General features: G+C 68.5%; 12 protein-coding genes. 7 read left to right on the plus strand and 5 right to left on the minus strand.

The window, feature by feature from the left end; all coding sequences use genetic code 11:
- Positions 1-927: LacI family DNA-binding transcriptional regulator (locus tag VN779_RS24985; protein ID WP_325727557.1), on the minus strand; the 927-nt coding region annotated here is incomplete at its 3' end.
- A 292-nt stretch (positions 928-1,219) separates the two neighbouring features.
- Here VN779_RS24985 and VN779_RS24990 point away from each other — a divergent pair.
- The 7 genes from VN779_RS24990 to VN779_RS25020 all read left to right on the plus strand — a co-directional run bounded on the left by VN779_RS24990 (position 1,220) and on the right by VN779_RS25020 (position 10,079).
- Positions 1,220-2,257 (plus strand): LacI family DNA-binding transcriptional regulator, encoded by a 1,038-nt coding sequence (locus tag VN779_RS24990; protein ID WP_325727559.1) that lies wholly within the window; start codon positions 1,220-1,222, stop codon positions 2,255-2,257.
- A gap of 221 nt (positions 2,258-2,478) precedes the next feature.
- Positions 2,479-4,161 carry an ABC transporter substrate-binding protein gene (locus VN779_RS24995; RefSeq protein WP_325727561.1) on the plus strand — a complete coding sequence of 561 codons (1,683 nt, stop codon included), beginning with the start codon at positions 2,479-2,481 and terminating at the stop codon, positions 4,159-4,161.
- A 106-nt stretch (positions 4,162-4,267) separates the two neighbouring features.
- Positions 4,268-5,464, plus strand: coding sequence for an ABC transporter ATP-binding protein (locus VN779_RS25000; protein ID WP_325727563.1), 1,197 nt, complete (start codon positions 4,268-4,270; stop codon positions 5,462-5,464).
- Positions 5,461-6,441: an ABC transporter permease gene (locus VN779_RS25005; protein ID WP_325727565.1), complete on the plus strand. Its 981-nt coding sequence runs from the start codon at positions 5,461-5,463 to the stop codon at positions 6,439-6,441. The genes VN779_RS25000 and VN779_RS25005 overlap by 4 nt, the downstream gene beginning before the upstream one ends.
- A 3-nt stretch (positions 6,442-6,444) precedes the next feature.
- Positions 6,445-7,506 (plus strand): ABC transporter permease, encoded by a 1,062-nt coding sequence (locus VN779_RS25010; RefSeq protein WP_325727567.1) that lies wholly within the window; start codon positions 6,445-6,447, stop codon positions 7,504-7,506.
- A gap of 32 nt (positions 7,507-7,538) precedes the next feature.
- Positions 7,539-8,573, plus strand: coding sequence for an ABC transporter ATP-binding protein (locus tag VN779_RS25015; RefSeq protein WP_349260936.1), 1,035 nt, complete (start codon positions 7,539-7,541; stop codon positions 8,571-8,573).
- A 75-nt stretch (positions 8,574-8,648) separates the two neighbouring features.
- A complete protein-coding gene (locus VN779_RS25020) occupies positions 8,649-10,079 on the plus strand; it encodes a GH1 family beta-glucosidase (RefSeq protein ID WP_325727571.1) in 1,431 nt (476 codons plus the stop codon).
- A gap of 54 nt (positions 10,080-10,133) precedes the next feature.
- On the opposite strand, the gene VN779_RS25025 is transcribed toward VN779_RS25020, so the two are convergent.
- The 4 genes from VN779_RS25025 to VN779_RS25040 form a co-directional block, all read right to left on the minus strand.
- Positions 10,134-11,969 carry a hypothetical protein gene (locus VN779_RS25025; protein ID WP_325727573.1) on the minus strand — a complete coding sequence of 612 codons (1,836 nt, stop codon included), beginning with the start codon at positions 11,967-11,969 and terminating at the stop codon, positions 10,134-10,136.
- A gap of 302 nt (positions 11,970-12,271) precedes the next feature.
- Positions 12,272-13,177, minus strand: a complete 906-nt coding sequence (locus tag VN779_RS25030; RefSeq protein ID WP_349260937.1) for an aminoglycoside phosphotransferase family protein — start codon at positions 13,175-13,177, stop codon at positions 12,272-12,274.
- Positions 13,178-13,390: 213 nt separating this feature from the next.
- A complete protein-coding gene (locus tag VN779_RS25035; RefSeq protein WP_325727579.1) occupies positions 13,391-15,955 on the minus strand; it encodes a SpoIIE family protein phosphatase in 2,565 nt (854 codons plus the stop codon).
- A gap of 56 nt (positions 15,956-16,011) precedes the next feature.
- The coding region (locus VN779_RS25040) for an ATP-binding protein (protein WP_325727581.1) at positions 16,012-19,170 on the minus strand (3,159 nt) is incomplete at its 5' end.

Below are 19,170 nucleotides of genomic sequence, written 5' to 3' on the forward strand. Positions count from 1 at the left end.
GATCGTGGTCAGCGGCGGGCGGCTCATCAGCGCGGCGTTGCTGTCGTCGAACCCGATGACCGCCACATCCTCCGGGACCCTGCGTCCGACGTCGCGCAGGGCGAGGACCGCGCCGAGCGCCATCAGGTCGTTCGCCACGAAAACCCCGTCGATGTCAGGGTCCTTCTCCAGCAGTTGCAGCATCGCCCGCTCGCCGGTCTCCTGGGTGAAGTTGCCCTCGACCGCCGGGACATACGCGTGGCCGTGCCTCGCCATCGTGTCGCGGAAACCGGCGAGACGATCCTGGCTGGCCGGCATGTCCAGCGGCCCGGAGATGGTCGCGACCCGCCGGCATCCGCGCTCGATCAACCGCTGGGCGGCCAGCTTCGCTCCGGTGCTCTGCGCCGCGTCGACATAGCTGATCGGCAGCGGCCTGACCGGGCGCTGCGAGAGCACCGCCGGCAACCCCGCATCGGTGAGCAGGCCGGGCAGTGGGTCGTCCACGTTCGACGAGATCAGGATGACGCCATCTACGTGCCCTTGCTTGAGGTAGCCGATCAACTGGGTACGCGCGGCGTCGTTCTCCGCCAGCATCAGCACCATGGTGACCCCGCGCGGCCGCAGCACCCCCATGATTCCGCTGACCAGCCGCCCGAAGAACGGGTCGGTGAAGATGCGGCCGAGGAACGGGTCGTCGAACGTGCGGTGTTCGGCCTCTGAGACCACGAGCGCCACCGAGTTCGTCCGGCGGGTCACCAGCGATCTGGCCGCCTGATTCGGGACGTAACCCGTCTGCTCCACCGCCGCGCGGACGACCTCCTGCAGTTGGGGATCGACGTTGCGGATGCCGTTGATCACCCGGGACACCGTCGCCCGGGAGACCCCGGCGACCTTCGCGACATGCTCCAGCGTGGGCGTGGCGCCGGGAGCGTGGCGGTCTTTGCTCATGCCGCCATCTTTCCACAGCCCGTAGGAGAGCGCTCTCCCCTCGTGCAGGCTCCCGGTCTGCCTGGTTCGCTGTCAAGTCCCGCGCCCGACCTCCGCAAAGGTTGCCAAAAGTAAGCACCGTTACCTGGCCGTATTGTTCGGGGTCTTGACTCGATCGCCGCGGCCCGGTTTCATACTCGCCACGGAACCGGTTCCGGAATCGGTTCCGGGCTAGGGCCCGGACCGCTCCGAATCGCGACTTCCCAGGTGAAGCGTTCCCAAAGCCCTGACAACGACTGAGGAGGTGACCGCCGTGCCGATCACGATGGCCGACGTCGCCGCCCGCGCCGGCGTCAGCAAGACCACGGTCTCCCGAGTGCTCAACGGCAAGGGCGAACTCGACCCGTCGACCGCCGCCCGCGTGCGCCGGGTCATCCAGGAACTCGGCTACGTGCCGAGCGCCGGCGCGGTGAGCCTGGCCCGCGGACGCACTCGGGTGCTCGGCATGCTGGTGCCCTCGCTCAGCTGGCCGTGGATCGGCGAGGTGCTGCAAGGCGTCGCCGACGCGGTCGAGGACGAGGGCTACGGCCTGCTGGTGTTCAGCTGCAGCAAGGGCGAGCAGTCGCTACAGCGCTTCGCGTCGCAGGCCTCTGCCAAGTCCTTCGACGGGCTGCTGGTCATCGAGCCCGAAGGCACCCTGGAGTTCATCGCGGGACTGCACCGCGGCGGGCTGCCGGTCGTGCTCATCGATGATCGCGGCCACCAGCCGCAGTTCCCCTCGGTGGGCACCACCAACCGCGCTGGGGCGCAGGAGGCCGCGCGCCATCTGCTCGCCATTGGCCGCACCCGGCCGGTCGTGGTCAGCGGTCCGGCGCAGCTGGGCTGCACCCAGGACCGGCTGGGCGGTTTCGCCGAGGTCTACGCCGAGGCCGGGCTGCCGCTCGAGCCCTGGCGGGTGGTGAACGGCGACTTCAACTTCGAAGGCGGACACGCCGAGATCGGGCGGCTGCTCACGGCCGGCCGGTTCCCGGGCCGCGTCCAAGCGAGCGAACCGGGCTTCGACGCGGTGTTCGCGCACAACGACCTGTCCGCGGCCGGCGCGATCCAGGCGCTGCGCGAGGCCGGTGTGCACGTGCCGAAGGACGTGGCCGTCGTCGGCTTCGACGACGTACCGCAGGCTTCGTACACCGATCCGCCGCTGACCACGGTGCACCAGCCACTGCGCGAAATGGGGGAGACCGCGGCCCGCGCGCTCATGGGCCACTTCGACGGGACCCCGCTGACCGTCGACCCGATCGTCCTGCCCACCAAGTTCGTCACCCGGGGCTCCACCACAGCCCGCAACACGTAGCACAGCACAGCGCACGGCACAAAACAGCACACTGATTCACCCACGCTCAATCATCCACTGATCCGCTCAGCAACGCATGACAAGTCAGGTGGAGGCGCGCCAACGCCCCCACCCGACCAGTCACACACCGCTTCCGGCGCGTACCAGGCGCCCGAGGCGGCAGCCCCCATACGTACGGCGAGCGCACTCCACAGTGACAAGCCACGTCGAAATGAGGACCCATGCGTGTGAACCGCTCAATCACCGCCTTCCTCGCGGGCAGTATGGCCTTGGCCACGCTGACCGCGTGCGGCGGCAATTCGTCGGGTACATCGAACGGCGGCAAAACGAGCGCGTCCGGTGTTCTGAACATCAGCATGCCCGACGGAGCCTCCGAGAAGGATAACAACAACCCCTACCTGGCCACCTCGGCGTCTTCGCACCTGGGCTACCGGTACGTCATCTACGAACCCCTCGCGATGGTCAACCTGACCGACCCGAACTCGAAGCCGACGCCGTGGCTGGCCACCGCCTGGAACTGGTCCACCGACTACAAGTCGGTCAGCTTCACCGTGCGCGACGGGGTCAAGTTCTCCGACGGCTCGGCGATGACCCCGGACGACGTGGCCTACTCGTTCCAGATCCTCAAGCAGTACACCGCGCTGAACTCCAACGCGCTGCCCATCGACACGGTCAGCGTCTCCGGCAACCAGGTGAAGGTCACCTTCACCCAGTCCGTGTACGTGATCCAGGCCAAGGTGCTGTCCACCTTCGTCGTGCCGAAGAAGATCTGGTCCGCGATGAAGGACCCGACGACGGACACCGTGACCCAGCCGGTCGGCACCGGCCCGTACGCGCTCAAGACCTTCACCCCGCAGACCATCACCCTCGACGCGCGCAGCAGCGGCTACTGGCAGGCGCTGCCGAAGGTCGCCGAACTGCGCTACAGCACCTACACCGGCAACGACACCGAGACCCAGGCGCTGGTGACCGGCGCGACCGAGTGGAGCTATGTCTTCATCCCGGACGCCAAGACCGTCTTCGCCGGCCGCGACCCGCACTACAAGCTGTGGTTCCCGCCGTCGCTGAGCGCGGACGGCCTGTGGTTCAACACCACCGTGAAGCCCTGGGACAACCAGTACCTGCGCCAGGCGGTCGGCATGGTGATCAACCGCGCGGACATCTTCAACGAGGGTGAGTCAGGCTACTTCAAGCCGGAGATCGACAGCGTCACCGGACTGCCCTCACCGGCCGGCGACACCTTCATCTCCGCGCAGTACAAGGGCGTCAACGGCCAGAAGAGCGCGGCGGATGCCAAGACCCTGCTCACCTCGCACGGCTTCACCTACAACGGCAGCACCCTGATGGACCCGAGCGGCAAGGCCGTCACGCTCTCGCTGACCGACCCGGCCGGCTGGAGCGACTACCAGACCGACCTGTCGATCATCTCCGACAACCTCAAGTCCATCGGCATCTCCGCCACCATCGACAAGGCCGACACCGACGCCTGGTTCAGCAACATCGCCTCCGGCAAGTTCCAGGCCGCGATGCACTGGAGCAACGGCGGATCCACCCCGTACGACATGTACGAGAACATCATGGACGGCGCGGACCTGGTGCCGGTCGGCCAGGCGGCGAACTCGGGCAACTACGGGCGCTTCAACAGCCCGCAGGCGACCGCGGCGCTCAAGGACTACGCGAACGCCACCGACGACGCCACCCGCACCACCGCGCTGCAGACGCTGGAGCAGATCATGGTGCAGCAGGCGCCCATGATCCCGACCTCGGCCGGAAACTACGGCGCCGAGTACTCCACGAAGCACTGGACCGGCTGGCCGGACGATTCGAACCCGTACATGCCCATCCAGCCGACGCTGACCCAGTCGCTCGCCGTGATCATGCACCTGACCCCGGCCACGTCCTGACACCTGGCCACATCCGCCGCCCCGCCTCGGATGCCGCACCCTTCGTGGTGTCCGAGGCGCCGGGCCGGATGGCGGGTAACGCGGCGATCTTCCAAGGAGAAGCACGATGACGACGCTGAGCGAGACGCCCTCGCCGGCGGGCGGGACTGCCGAGGTGGTCCTGGAGGCCGAGGGCCTGACCAAGCACTTTCCGGTACGCCGGCACCTGCGCGCGGCGTTCTCCGGCGAGCGCGCCGTGGTTCACGCCGTGGACGACGTGAGCCTGCTGCTGCGCCGCGGCCGGGTCACCGCGCTGGTCGGCGAATCCGGGTCGGGCAAGTCGACCGTGGCCCGCCTGCTCGCCCAGCTCTATCCGCGCACCGGCGGCGCGATCCGGCTGCACGGCGCGCAGACCACGGTGCGCGGCGGCCGCAAGTTCCGCGCGTACAGCGGCCGGGTGCAGATGATCTTCCAAGACCCGTTCGCTTCGCTCAACCCGGTACACACCGTGCGCTACCACCTGACTCGAGCGCTGCGCGTGCACAACCGGGTCGGCCGCGGCCGGGTCGAGACCGAGGCGGCGCTGGCGCAACTGCTGACCAAGGTGCAGCTCACCCCGCCGGAGCGGTACATCGACAAGTTCCCGCACGAGCTGTCCGGCGGGCAGCGCCAACGGGTCGCGATCGCGCGGGCGTTGGCCGCGGGGCCGGAAGCGCTACTGGCCGACGAGCCGGTGTCCATGCTCGATGTCTCCATCCGGCTCGGCATCCTCAACCTGCTACGCGATCTCAAGGAGCAGATGTACCTGGCGATCCTGTACATCACGCACGACATCGCCTCGGCGCGCTACTTCGCCGACGAGACGCAAGTGATGTACGCGGGCCGTATCGTCGAGGGCGGAGACAGCGAGAGCGTCACGCAGTACCCCGCGCATCCCTATACCAGGCTCCTGATTGACTCGGCGCCCGACCCGGACCGGATCGCCTCCCGCGCCGACGGTTCCAGCCTCAACGGCAATGCGCAGTCGACCGTCGAACCGCCGGCCGATGAACCCGTCGACGAGGGCACCGCCGAAGTCGCCAGCCTGATCCGCCCGCCGAGCGGTTGCCGGTTCCATCCGCGCTGTCCGCATGCGATGGACGTGTGCACCGTGCAGGTCCCGCCGCGCTTCACCGTCGCAGCGCCGGCCTCTTCTGAACGTGCCGCCGCGGACAAGCCCGAGCACTGGGCCGCCTGCTGGCTCTACTCGCCAGAGCACGCTAACGGCACCTCCTCCACCCAAACCGGCGCCAACGCCACCGGCGAAGCAGGTGCGGCCGCATGAGGTACTTCTTCCAGCGCCTCGCGTTCTACATCTTCACCGCGTGGGCCGCCATCACGATCAACTTCTTCGTCCCGCGGCTGACTCCGGGCAACCCGGTCGACTCGCTGATCGCCGAGTATCAGGGCCAGATCAGCACTCAGGCGGTGCACTCGCTGACCGTGCTGTTCGGCCTGGACAAGCAGCAGGGCATCTTCCAGCAGTACCTCTCCTACCTCGGGCAGCTGCTGCGCGGCGATCTCGGCATCTCCTTCCACTCCTTCCCGACCCCGGTCTCCACGGTGCTGGCGCAGAGCCTGCCCTGGACGATCACGCTGGTCGGCGTCGCGACGATCCTCAGCTTCGCCATCGGCACCCTGCTCGGCGTCGTGGTCGGCTGGCGGCGCGGCAGCCTGGCCGACCTGCTGATGCCGATCACCACCTTCTTCGCCTCGATCCCGTACTTCTGGCTGGCGCTGCTCGCGATCGCCGCGTTCACCGGCGTCAACAGCTTCCTGCCATCAGCAGGCGGATACGACCCGGGGCTCATTCCCGGTTGGAACGGGGCGTTCATCGGCAGCGCGTTCAAGCACAGCCTGCTTCCGGCCGCGACCATCATCGTCACGTCCGTGGCCGGATGGCTGATGGGCATGCGCAACATGGTGGTGACGGTCAGCAGCGAGGACTACGTGACCGTCGCGCACGCCAAGGGCCTTTCCGAGCGGCGCGTGATGCTCGGGTACGCCGCGCGCAACGCGATGCTGCCAAGCGTGTCAGGGTTCGGCATGGCGCTCGGCCTGGTGGTCGGCGGCACCTTCCTGGTCGAGTACGTGTTCTCCTATCCCGGCGTCGGCCTGGAGCTGGTCTCCGCGATCGGGCAGAAGGACTACCCGCTGATGCAGGGCATCTTCCTGGTCATCACGCTCTCCGTGCTGGCCGCCAACTTCCTGGCCGACCTCGCCTACATGGCGCTGGACCCGCGTACCCGAAGGGAGGGCTGACCGATGGCCGTCACCGCGCCCGGCGTGGACGCCGTCACGCCGCAGGAACCCGTCGCCGGCTCGGTCGCGGCGACCCCGCGGCGGCTGCGCATGCGCCTGCTGTCGAACCGGAAGGTGGCCGTGGGCCTGGCGATCCTGGCCGTGTTCCTGCTGATCGCGATCATCGGACCGCTGATCGCGCCCTTCGATCCCTCGCAGCGCAGCAGCGACATCCTGCAAGGCCCCTCGGCCAAGCACTGGTTCGGCACGACGCACATCGGCCAGGACATCTTCAGCCAAGTGCTCGACGGCACGCGCAGCGTCATGTTCGTGGGCTTCTTCGCCGGGGTGGTGGCGACCATCGTCGCAGTGCTCTTCGGTGTGACCTCCGGCTACCTCGGCGGGGCCGGCGGCGAGAGCCTTTCCGCCGTATCCAACGTGTTCCTGGTCATCCCGGCGCTCCCGCTGATCATCATCATCACCACCGCGATCCCGACCGGCGGCGACTGGGTCGTGGCGCTGGTCATCGGGCTGACCTCCTGGGCCTGGGGAGCCAGAGTCCTGAGAGCGCAGACGCTTTCCTTGCGCAGACGCGACTTCGTCGAAGCGGCCCGCGCCACCGGGGAACCGGTCTGGCGGATCGTGATCTTCGAGATCCTGCCGAACCTGACCGCGATTATCGCCTCCTCCTTCGTCGGTACCGTGATCTACGCGATCATGACCGAGGTCGCGCTCGCCTTCATCGGCGTGCAAGGGCTCTACGAATGGAACTGGGGCGCGATCCTCTACTGGGCACAGAGCCAGGAGGCGCTGGCCATCGGCGCCTGGTGGTGGTTCGTCCCGGCCGGCCTGGCGATCGCGCTGCTCGGCACCGCGCTCTCGCTGCTCAACTTCGGCATCGACGAACTGGTCAACCCGCGGCTGCGTAGCAGCGGCAGCGCCAAGGTGCGCGACTACACCGGCCGCAAGATCCGGCTGCGCGTCGGCTTCACCCCGGTCCTGGCGCACGGCGGCGAACCCACATTCCCGCGCACCGCGGCCGACAGTCAGGTCTCTGAGATTCACGCCGAGGACGGTGCCCTGTGACCATCCACGTGGACGGACCGATCCCGGATCACATGGCCACCGGCGACGCAGTACTCGACATCAGCGGCCTCAGCGTCGACTACGGCGTCGGCGAGCGAGCCGTGCGAGCGGTCAGCGACGTGAGCCTGACCCTGCGCCGCGGCGAGGTCCTCGGATTGGCGGGGGAGAGCGGTAGCGGTAAATCAACCCTCGCCTACGGCCTGACCCGGCTGCTGCCGCCGCCCGGCGTGGTGGCCGACGGCAAGGTGATCTACCACCCCGGCGACGGCTCAGGGCCCGTCGACGTGCTCGCGCTGAGCTCCGCCGGATTGCGCGATTTCCGCTGGGCACAGACCTCGATCGTGTTCCAGGCCGCCATGAACGCGCTCAACCCGGTCGACAAGATCTCGACTCAGCTCACTGACGTGCTCAAGGCGCACAAGCCCGAGTTGAGCCGCGTCGAGCGGATGGAGCGCGCCCGTGAACTGCTCGGCTTGGTCGGCATCCCGGCCGACCGGCTGGACAGCTACCCGCACCAGCTGTCCGGCGGCATGCGGCAGCGGGTGATGATCGGCATGGCCCTGGCGCTCGAGCCCCGGATCGTCATCATGGACGAGCCGACCACGGCGCTGGACGTGGTGATGCAGCGCCAGATCCTCGGGGTGTTCAGCAGGTTGCGCAGGCGGCTGGACTTCTCAGTGATCTTCATCACCCACGACCTGTCATTGCTGGTCGAGTTCGCCGACCGGATCGCGATCATGTACGGCGGCCGCATCGTCGAGGAGGCGCCCGCCGCGCAGATCTATCGTGATCCGCTGCACCCGTACAGCGATGGTTTGCTGCACTCGTTCCCCGCGCTGCGCGGCCCACGCCGCGAACTGGCGGGCATCCCCGGCTCACCGCCCGACCCGCGCTCCCTTCCTTCGGGGTGCTCCTTCCACCCGCGCTGCCCCAAGGCGTTCGACCCATGCTCGCGCGAGATCCCGGTGCTCGGCGTGCCCGGCGAACTCGGGCGCGGCGAAGGCGAGAACGCCGAGAATCAGCGCACTGTCGCCTGCTGGCTGCACCCCGCCGACAGCCCTGTCTGAGACGCCGAATTTCATAGCGAGCATCACCAGCCCTACCACGGGGGTCGGTGCCGCGCTGCCCGAAACAGGAGAATCATGGACACCACTGCCGCGACGGCGGACGCCCGCGTGACGACCCGTTACGACAGCACCATCGACCGGTTGCCGGCCGACTTCCGGTGGGGCACGGCTACCTCCGCCTACCAGATCGAAGGCGCCGTGAACGCGGACGGGCGCACGCCGTCGATCTGGGACACCTTCTGCCGCGTGCCCGGCGCGGTCGACAACGGCGATACCGGGGACCTCGCCTGCGACCACTACCGCCGGATGCCGCAGGATGTGGCGCTGATCCGCGACCTGGGCCTCGACGCGTACCGCTTCTCGGTCGCCTGGCCGCGCGTGCAACCAGGAGGCAAGGGCCCTGCGAACCAAGCCGGGCTCGCGTTCTACGACCGGCTCGTCGACGAGCTGCTGAGCAGCAACATCGAACCCTGGCTCACGCTCTACCACTGGGACCTGCCACAAGAACTGGAGGACGCGGGCGGCTGGCCGAACCGTGACACGGCCTACCGCTTCGCGGACTACGCAGAGCTCGTATACGACAAGCTGGGCGACCGAGTCGCGCACTGGACCACGCTGAACGAACCGTGGTGCTCGGCGATGCTCGGCTACGTCGAAGGAGTCCAGGCACCCGGAAGGCGCGACTTCGGGGCAGGCATGCACGCGATCCACCACCTGCTGCTCGGCCACGGCCTCGCGGTGCAGCGACTGCGCGCCGCGAACAAGGGCAACCCGCTGGAACTCGGCATCACGCTCAACCTCAGCACGGCGAAGCCCGCGACCGACTCGATCGCAGACCTCGAAGCAGCCCGCCGCGCCGACGGTCTCGGTACCCGCATCTACCTCGACCCGCTCTGGCACGGCCGCTACCCCGAGGACGTGCTCGCCGACCTCGCGGCCCGCGACGTACATCTCCCGATCCAGGACGGGGACCTCAAGACGATCTCGGCGAAGCTCGACACCCTCGGCGTCAACTACTACTTCAGCCTGCGAAGCTCCGGCGTCGACGAGGACGGCCGTGACCGCGACGGGAACGGCCACCCGGTCGGCCGCGGGGTGCTCTACGGCCTGCCGCAAACGGCGATGGGCTGGGAAATCATGCCCGACGACTTCGCCGAACTGCTCACCCGCGTCGGCCGCGACTACCCGGGCGTGCCGGTGTTCGTCACGGAGAACGGCGCGGCATTCCGAGACGAACCCGACGCCGCCGGCTTCGTGCCGGACCGCGACCGCATCGACTACCTCGCGTCCCACATCGCGGCGGTCCAGAAAGCGCGCGAGTCGGGTGCTGACATCCGCGGCTACTTCGTCTGGTCGCTGCTCGACAACTTCGAATGGGCCTACGGGTACGACAAGCGCTTCGGCATCGTCCGGGTGGACTACCCGACCCAGCAGCGCATCCCGAAGCTCAGCGCCCATTGGTACCGCGACACCATCCAGCGCGTGCGAGGAAGCGCCGCCGAGTAGACCCGGTCGCAGGACCGGGCCACGGGCCGCCGCGCATCAGCCAGCGCGCCAAACTCATCCTCGGCTCCCGGCGCGGGCAACCTTCGCGCCGCCGGCAGGCTGCCGCGGAATGACCGTCTCGATCGCCGTGTCCGCGCCTGGGACGTTGGGGCGGACGGTCCCGGCGTCAAAGGGGCCGGGCTGCGGTTGCGTGCCGACCCACCAGAGACAGGCGAGGCAGGCAACGCACGCGAGCGCCAGCACCGCGGCCACCGAGGCGCTGACCGGGCCCCTGAAGTATGTGCCTGGACCAACCGTGAACGGGGTGTAGCGCAAGTACAGGTAGAGCGTGAAGGCCGCGGAGACGCCGACGACCGTCGCGGCCAGACGCGGGGAGAGCGACCACCATCCCAGCACGCCCAGGGCGAACGCGAGCACCTCGATCACGTACGAACCCTGATGGATCACGGTGCTGGCTGTCGCGCCGAACATGATCAGGCACCAGACCACGTACATCGCCACAAGCGTGATCAGAAGCGCCTGTTCCACCTCGAGTGGCCCGCGCCTGGCCGGCGCCGCCGATCCGCGTCGCCGCAGCTGTCCTGCGCGCACCCGGAGCACCTGGCCGCGAGCGCCACGCACGACCAGGATCACCAGGCCCAAGCCGACGAGACCGAGCGTCGGTCCCACGAAGAAGAACTGCCAGACGATCGCGTCCTGAGCGTGCGCGGTCAGCGCGTGGCTCGGCGTAGAAAACGCGTGCGCGACCAGGTATGCGGCGTTGCGGAGATAGTCGAGTTCGTGCTGGAACGGCGAGGCGAAATTCGTCCGCTTATAGGCGAGGGTCTTCTCGAGCCCGAGCCGACGATAGGCGTCGACAATGGCCTGACCTGTCGACTCGCCCGGAACGGGCAGCGGCGAGTTGGCGAGCTGGAGTTCGAGCAGCGCGTTGGCCGGTGGCTGATAAAACCTCTGATACAGCATCCACGGTAGGTACGAGACGGCCAACCCTCCCGCGCCGGCCAGCAGGAACCGCGGCCGGGGCAGTCGCCGCAGCGCCGTCAGCGTCGCCAGTGCGGGGATGACCGCGAACGCGGTACCGGGATGGGCGAGCAGCGAACAGCCAATGGCGGCTCCGGTGAGCGCGCCGGCGACCCGGCGGCCGCGGGCCGCGCGCAGTTGCGGCAGGAAGAGCACCGCGAAGGCGGCGAGCGTTCCACCGGCGGCGACCAGTTTCGGCCACACGAAGAAGGAATTCACCATCGCGAAGCCGGAGAACAACACCGCGGAAATGCACAACGGCACCGCCCATCGCGCTCTGCACGCCGCGCGTAGCAGTGCCCAGAGTCCGAAGATCCACAGCCCTTGCACCAGGGTCCCGATGACCTGCGGGTGCAGGTATGCGCCGTGCTGATGTCCCAGCAGCGCGTCCTGGAGAAGTTCGTAGCCGGTCTGCAACGGCGGGCGGTCGCTGGACTGGAAATCGGACATGATGAAGTGCGGCAGCGGCCGGTGGCGGCTTTCCAGCTGCTCGGCGAAGAGCATCGGGATGAAATTGTCGCCGGGTAAAGACGGCAGGAAGCGGGTTCCGGCCACCTGTCCGCGACCGATCCCGCCATAGAGATAGCCGAGCGCCAGGTAGAACAAGCTCGCCGCCGCGTAAAGGGCGGTGACCGGCGCGAACTCGGCCAGCTCGCGCCACCGTGCGAACCCGGAGCGGCAGGCGTCGGTCACCACCACCGCGCACGCCAGGTTGACCGCGACGGCGAATGCGCGCCCGAATTCCGAACCGGCGAGATACGCCCAGAACACCGCGAACCCGAGCAGCCCACTGCCCGCGATCCCGCTCAGTACCAGCAGCACCGGTTCCGTGACCCCGAAGCGGCGCGCTAGCAGCACGCATGCGGCCATCGGCAGAAGCATCAGGCCCAGACAGACCGTGAACGTTGCGATAAGCGATAAACCCGACAAGGAGTCCCCCACTCCATCCACCCGTCGCCGGACACTGATCGCATGGAGTCTCGCGATGATCACTTAGCGCATCAGTGTCGGCTCGCTATGTTGGACGCAAAGGTCCCTCGATCGGATGCACGGAAGTAGGCCATTCGGCGGCAACGGTCGCCTCGCGGCGCGGCAGGGTGCTGCGGCGGTGCGGGTAAGAACTCGATTATCAGACGGGCGTCAGCCTTGGCCGGGCTCGATTGCCCGGCCGCTCACGCGACGTCCACCGGCTCGTCGGCGATGAGGCGCCGCAGCGTTACTTGGCCCATCTCGCTCATCGCGGGATTGCTTTCGCGGTAATACCAGGCTGCGCCCATCGCCTGTTCGAAGGCCCACGCCTTGCCGCGCCGCCATTCGAGGTCGTCGCAGCCAAGTTCTTCACGCAACCGCCGGCGGGGAGCGTCGTCCAGCAGATGCCACGCGCCGACGAGATCGAGGGCCGGGTCCGCGGGGCCGAATCCACCGACGTCCAGCACGCCGGCGAGCCGTCCCTGCGCGACGAGCACGTTGCCGGGAATCAGATCTCCGTGAGTCATCACGTCCGCGGATGACCCGCGCGGAAGTTGCCGCAGCTCGGCCCACATCAGTCGAAGACGCGGCACCTCCAGGAGGCCTTCGCTCTTGTCAAGACAGATCTCCATCCACGCGTCATGCGACTTCAGGTCGCCGCCACGTCCGCGCCCGGAGAAGGTGCGGCCGCGCGTGTCGATCGCGCGGATGTCACGGATGAACTCGGCGAGATCGTGCGCGAACGGGATTGACCCGGCTGGATCTGTCGGGGTGGCGATGGTGCCGGATACCCAGGTCTGCACTGACCAGGGAAGCGGGTAACCATGGCCTGGATCGCCGAGCGCGACGGGTTCCGGTGTAGGAAAGCGTGTGCAGCCGGCCAGTTCACGTGCGGCCTGCGCCTCGGTTTCCAGCCAGCGGCGGGTATCGGCGACGTCGGCAGGCTGAAGCGGGAATCGCGCCGCCAGATCGTCGCCGATGCGGAAGATGGCGTTGACCGTACCCTGAGACCTGATCGATCGCACGTGGAGCTCGCGCCACTCGGGGAACTGGTCACGAACCAGCTCGCGTACAGTTTCGGTGCTGATTGACAGCTGGTCCTCATGCATCCGCACCGCCGGAGAATTTCACGTGCTGATCACCGAGGACAACCGAAATTCGGGCTCAGTGGCTCTTCGACGTCAACCGTGCTTGTGTTGGCTTGCCGACACCACTGCCCCCGCCGATGAGATCGACGCGCTCGAAGGCGCCGGAGTCCTGGTCAAGACCGCCTGACCGCACGAGCTGGCGCCGCGCCAAACGCAGCTACACGTCCAATGCAGCTACGCGCCCGCCGCCGCGGCGCCCACCCTCACTCTCACGCCAATCAGACACGTGTCGTCGTCCGTGTCCGCGTTGCTGTGCCTGAGCAGGTAATCCAGCTGTTCCCCAAGCGCGGGGACCGCGACCTGGGCCGCCGAGCGCAGGTGCTCCAGCGACTGATCGAGGGTGGAGTCCTTCCGCTCGATCAGGCCGTCCGTGTACATCATCAGCGTGTCGCCGGGATGCAGTGCGAGTTCCTGCTCGCCATAGTGCGCATCGCTCACCGCGCCGAGGAGCATGCCGGTTGGCAGCGGTAGCGCCGTGGCGCGGCCGTCGCGCACCAGTAGCGGCGGCGGGTGTCCCGCTCGCGCCCAGCGCAGCGTTTGGCGGCTTGGGTCGTAGACGCCGCACACCGCGGTCGCGGTGACGTGGTCGGTCAGGTGGTGCGCGACCGTGTTGAGCCAGCTGAGCAACTGCGCGGGGCCGGCGCCGGTCGCCGCGAGGCCGCGCAGCGCATTGCGCAGCGCGACCATGTCGGTGGCCGCGTCGATGCCGTGGCCCGCGACATCCCCGACGACCAGCAGGATCTGCTCGGTGGGCAGCACCACCGCGTCGTACCAGTCGCCGCCGACCAGGTGGTCCGTCTCGGCTGGCCGGTAGCGCACCGCGATGTCCAGCCCGGCCGCGTCGATGGGGCGCGGCGCCGTTGGCATGATGGCTCGCTGGAGACGCAGCGCGAGCCGGTTGCGCTCGGCCGCCTCCTGTTCCGTGTGCGCCAACTGGTCGCGGGTCGCCGCGAGCGCGATCTCGGTCCAGTGCTGCGACGAAATGTCCTGACACGCGCCACGCACCGCGATGAGCAAGCCCGCGTCGTCCACGACCGGCTCGGCGACGATCCGGATGTAACGCAGCACGCCATCCGGCCGCTGAAGGCGGAATGCGGCCGACGCAGCCGCGCGATTGTGCATCAGGGTACGAAGGAAGCGGCCGAGCGCGATCGCGTCGTCAGGGTGCGCGTGATTCTCCAGCCTGTTCAACGGGATCGGCTGCGCAGTAGATGGCAGTCCGTAGAGGTCGAACAGCTGCGCGTTCCACGTCGTCTCGCCGGTGACCAGGTTCTCCTCGAACCCGCCGATCCGGCCCAGCCGCTGCGCGTGCTGCAACAGCGTCGCGAGCCGCGCGGCCTCGTCCTGCAGCCGCCAGGTCAGCAGCACACTGCGGCCCAGCCGGCTGATGCCGACCGCCGCGACGGAGGAAACTGGCACCTGATCGATCCGCGCGTTGAGTACCAACTGCTCACTGCTGAACGGCTCGCCGGTCGCGTATACGTGCTCGACCTTGTCGAACAACGCGCCGGGCTCCGCAGCCAGCGGGTAGGCCTCAAGCAGCGGCAGACCGGTCACGACGGCACGCGGGCGGCCGGCCGGGTCGGCAAAATGCTTGTTCGTATATTCGATGACGAAGTCGGCGAGCCTGCCCTCCGTGTCATGCAGCGGACGCAGGACCAGCGCCGGATCGAGCAACGTGTCTGCCAGATCGCTGAGACGCGGATCAGTGGCGTCGTCCGACGCATCGGGGCGGCGCGTCCCGGCGTGCACTGTGCTGTCCGCCGCGACCTGCTGGCCGCCGTCCAGGGTGTAGGCGCACAGTTCGGCGAGGGCTTCCAGCTGCCTGCTCACCACCGGCGGCAAGTCCTCTACCGGCTGCGGCCAGCAGACCTCCAATACGCCGAGCACTCGGCCGCCAAGCTCGGCGGGCAGCGTCACCCGGCCGCCGGCGCCGTCCCGCAGGTTCAGCCCGATGCTGGGCATGTCAGAGCTCGATGTGTCCGAGATGAGCTGAATGCCGCGCTCGACGACTGCTCGACGAGCGAGCGTGAGCACGTGCGGCGGGACGTGCCGCCAGCGTTGCGCCTCCGCGGCGCTGAATCCCGCGTGTCCGGCCAGCACGAGCGACCCGTCGGTGCCAAGCTCCCAGATCGCGACCGCGTCCGCGCCGAGCGGCCCGAGGGCATGCTGCTTGAGCGACTGAGCCGCGGCGTGCGCGTCGGTGGCGCTGAGCACGCCGGACTCGGCAGCGCGAAGACGCGCCCCTGGGCTGGCCTCCTGCGCCGTAGCGCTCGTAGGAGCAACGGACAGCGCCGCATTCTCAACGTCGAAGCCTGATTCGCTCGCCCCCGGCGCAGTGAGAGTCGCAGCGCCGGCGAGGAGGGACGCGAGCGCTAGGTCCGCATCGCGCGCCTGAGTATGCTCGCGGGCGATGCGGGTGAGCGGGTCGTTGGAGATCTCGTTCACCAGGTCCGCGGCCAGTTCGAGCGCCGGTAGCCCGCTGCGCTCCGCCAGCACGTCGAGCTGCTTGGCCGCCTGCGCCTGACCGCAGCGCAGGCGCTCCATCAGGATGCCCTTGGCCAGCTCGACCAGGGCGCGCGCATCCGCGGTCGTCTCAGCGTTCTGCAACTGCACGCGCAGCCGGTCGACCGTGGCGGCCAACCTGCCGATGCCGGGTGCGGCCACGGTGTCCGCAGCGGGTTCGCCAGGTTCGGCCGCCGAATCGTCATCCAATGGGGGAGTGGGGGTAAGGGTCATGATTCAGTGTCGGTTCACATCCGGTCGGTGCGGTCAGAGTCTCACGGCGTCGGGCCCTACAACTTCAGGGCGCGACGGATGCAGTCGATGAGCACGGCCGCGTCCACCGGCTTGGTCACGTAGTCGCTTGCTCCTGCAGCCAAGCTCTTCTCCCGGTCGCCCTGCATGGCCTTCGCCGTCACCGCGATGATCGGCAGATCCGCGCGCTCGGGCATCGCCCGGATCCGCGCCGTGGCCTCGTAGCCGTCCATTTCCGGCATCATCACGTCCATCAGGATCAGCTCGATGCCCGGTTCGCGGCGAAGTACCTCAATGCCCTTAACGCCGTTCTCGGCGTTGAGTACCCGCATGCCGTGAAATTCCAGCATTCCGGTCAGCGCGAAGACGTTGCGCGCGTCGTCATCGACGACCAGCACGGTGCGCCCGGCCAGTCGCCCATCGCTCTCCGGCAGCTCGGGCTGCCTGCTGTCCGCCCTCGCCAGCGGCACCACGTCGGCCGGGCGCTCAGCGGTCAGGTGCAGCGCGATGCGCTCGCGCAGCTCGTCCAGGCTCGGCAGCAGCTCCAGGGGGTACGCCTGGGCGTGCTCCTGGATCAGCAGTTCCTGTTCCGGGTCGAGTCGCCGGTTGTGGTGAGCGAGCACGGGGATCGCGTGCAAGGCCGGGTCGTCGCTACGCGCCTGGAGGAACCGCGCTGCGCCTTCGTCGGCCATGTCCAGCTCTAGGACGACGCAGTGGTACGGCTCGGTCGCAAGCGCCGCCGCCGCGTCCTGCGCGCCGACCGCCGTGCGGATCTGCACCGGACCGCGCACGTCCAGCAGCGGCCTGCTGTCGGCGAGGTCTGCGACCGCGCTCTCCGCTACCAGCGAGAGCAGGCCGCGCGGCCGGTCCTCGATCACGAGCAAGCGCCGCGCGCCGGTCGCCTGGCTGTCATCACGGTCTTGCGACTGTGACGCGACAATCGCCGCGTCGGTACCGGGTGATGCGCCGGCGCTATGCTGCCCGTTCCGGCCGCGCGCCACGACGGATTCGACCACTGATACCTGCCCGGACGTCGGCTCCGCTGCGGCCTGAAGTGGAAGCGACGCCCAGTCCGGATGCGCGACCGGAAGATACAGCGTGAACGTGCTGCCCTCGCCGACGGCGCTGTGCGCGGTGATCGCGCCGCCGAGCAGCTGCGCGATCTCGCGGCTGATCGACAGGCCCAGGCCGGTGCCGCCGTACTTGCGGCTGGTGGTCCCGTCCGCCTGTTGGAACGCGCCGAAAATCGTCTCCAGCTGCTGCTCCGGGATGCCGATGCCGGTGTCGCGCACCCGGAAGGCCAGCGCGGGCCCATTGCGGCGGGCGGCTGGCGGCAGGTCCTGCTCCGGGGCCGGCTCGATGCTCAGCTCCACGCTGCCCGCCTCGGTGAACTTCACCGCGTTGGACAGCAGATTGCGCAGCACCTGCCGCAGTCGCGAGTCGTCGGTCAGCAACTCGCCGGGCACGTCGCTGGCCGTGCGCACCCGGAACTCCAGGCCCTTCTGCGTGGTCAGCGGATGGAAGGTGGCCTCGACGTAGTCCAGCAGCCGCCGCAGCGAGACGCGCTCCGGGTCGACGTCCATCTTGCCCGCCTCGACCTTGGACAGGTCCAAGATGTCGTTGATCAGCTGGAGCAGGTCCGAGCCCGCGGAGTGGATGACCCCGGCGTACTCCACCTGCTTGGGCGTCAGGTTGCGGGTCGGGTTCTGCGCGAGCAACTGCGCGAGAATCAGCAGGCTGTTGAGCGGGGTGCGCAGCTCGTGACTCATGTTGGCCAGGAACTCCGACTTGTACTTCGAGGCCAGCGAAAGCTGCTGGGCGCGCGCCTCGAGCTCTTGGCGCGCCTGCTCGATCTCCAGGTTCTTCGCCTCGATGTCGCGGTTCTGCGACGCGAGCAGCGCGGCCTTCTCCTCCAGCTCCGCGTTCGAGCTCTGCAACTCTTCCTGCCGGACCTGCAGTTCCTCGGAGCGGGCCTGCAGCTCGGCAGCCAGCCGCTGGGACTCGACGAGCAGCTCGTCGGTACGGGCGTTGGCCACGATGGTGTTCACGTTGACGCCGATGTTCTCCATCAGCTGCTCGAGGAATGCGCGATGCACTGGCGTGAACGCGTGCACCGAGGCCAGCTCGATCACGCCGAGCACCTGCTCCTCGACCACGATCGGCAACACCACGAGATTGGATGGGGCGGTCGCGCCGAGCCCGGAGCTGATCGCCACGTATCCGGGCGGCACGTTGTCGACCGCGATGATCCGCTGGCTGCGCGCCGCCTGCCCGACCAGCGACTGGCCGAGCCGGAAGCGGTTGGGCCGGCCGCCCGGATCGCCGTACGAGCCGATCAGCCGAAGCTCGATGCCCTCTGGCGCCTCCTCGGCGAGGAAGAACGCGCCGTACTGCGCGCCGACCAGCGGGGCCAGCTCGTCCATGATCAGCGCGGCGACCACCGCCAGGTCCCGCTGCCCCTGCATCAGGCCACTGATGCCGGCCAGGTTGGACTTGAGCCAGTCCTGGTCCCGGTTCGCCCGGGTGGTCTCGCGCAGCGATTCCACCATCGCGTTGATGTTGTCCTTGAGCTCGGACACCTCGCCCTTGGCCTCGACCGTGATCGAGCGGGTAAGGTCGCCTTCCGCGACGGCGCTGGTGACCTCGGCGATCGCGCGCACCTGCCGGGTCAGGTTCCCGGCCAGTTCGTTGACGTTCTCGGTAAGCCGCTTCCAGGTGCCGGACACGCCCTCGACCTCGGCCTGTCCACCCAGCCTTCCCTCGCTGCCGACCTCGCGGGCCACACGCGTGACCTCCGCGGCAAACGACGAGAGCTGGTCGACCATCGTGTTGATGGTGGTCTTCAGAGCCAGGATCTCGCCGCGCGCGTCGACGTCGATCTTCTTGGTCAGGTCGCCCTGCGCGACCGCGGTGGTGACCTGTGCGATGGACCGCACCTGGCTGGTCAGGTTGTTCGCCATCACGTTGACGTTGTCGGTCAGGTCCTTCCAGGTCCCTGATACGCCGCGCACGGTGGCCTGGCCGCCCAGGTTTCCCTCGGTGCCGACCTCTCGGGCGACGCGGGTGACCTCGTCCGCGAACGCGGAGAGCGTGTCGACCATCGTGTTGATGACGTCGGCGAGCGCCGCGACCTCGCCCTTGGCCTCGACCGTGATCTTGCGGGTCAGGTCGCCCTTGGCCACCGCCTCCGCGACCTG

Origin of the sequence: Actinocrinis sp., assembly GCF_035605935.1 — a bacterium.
Lineage (GTDB): Bacteria > Actinomycetota > Actinomycetes > Streptomycetales > Catenulisporaceae > Actinocrinis.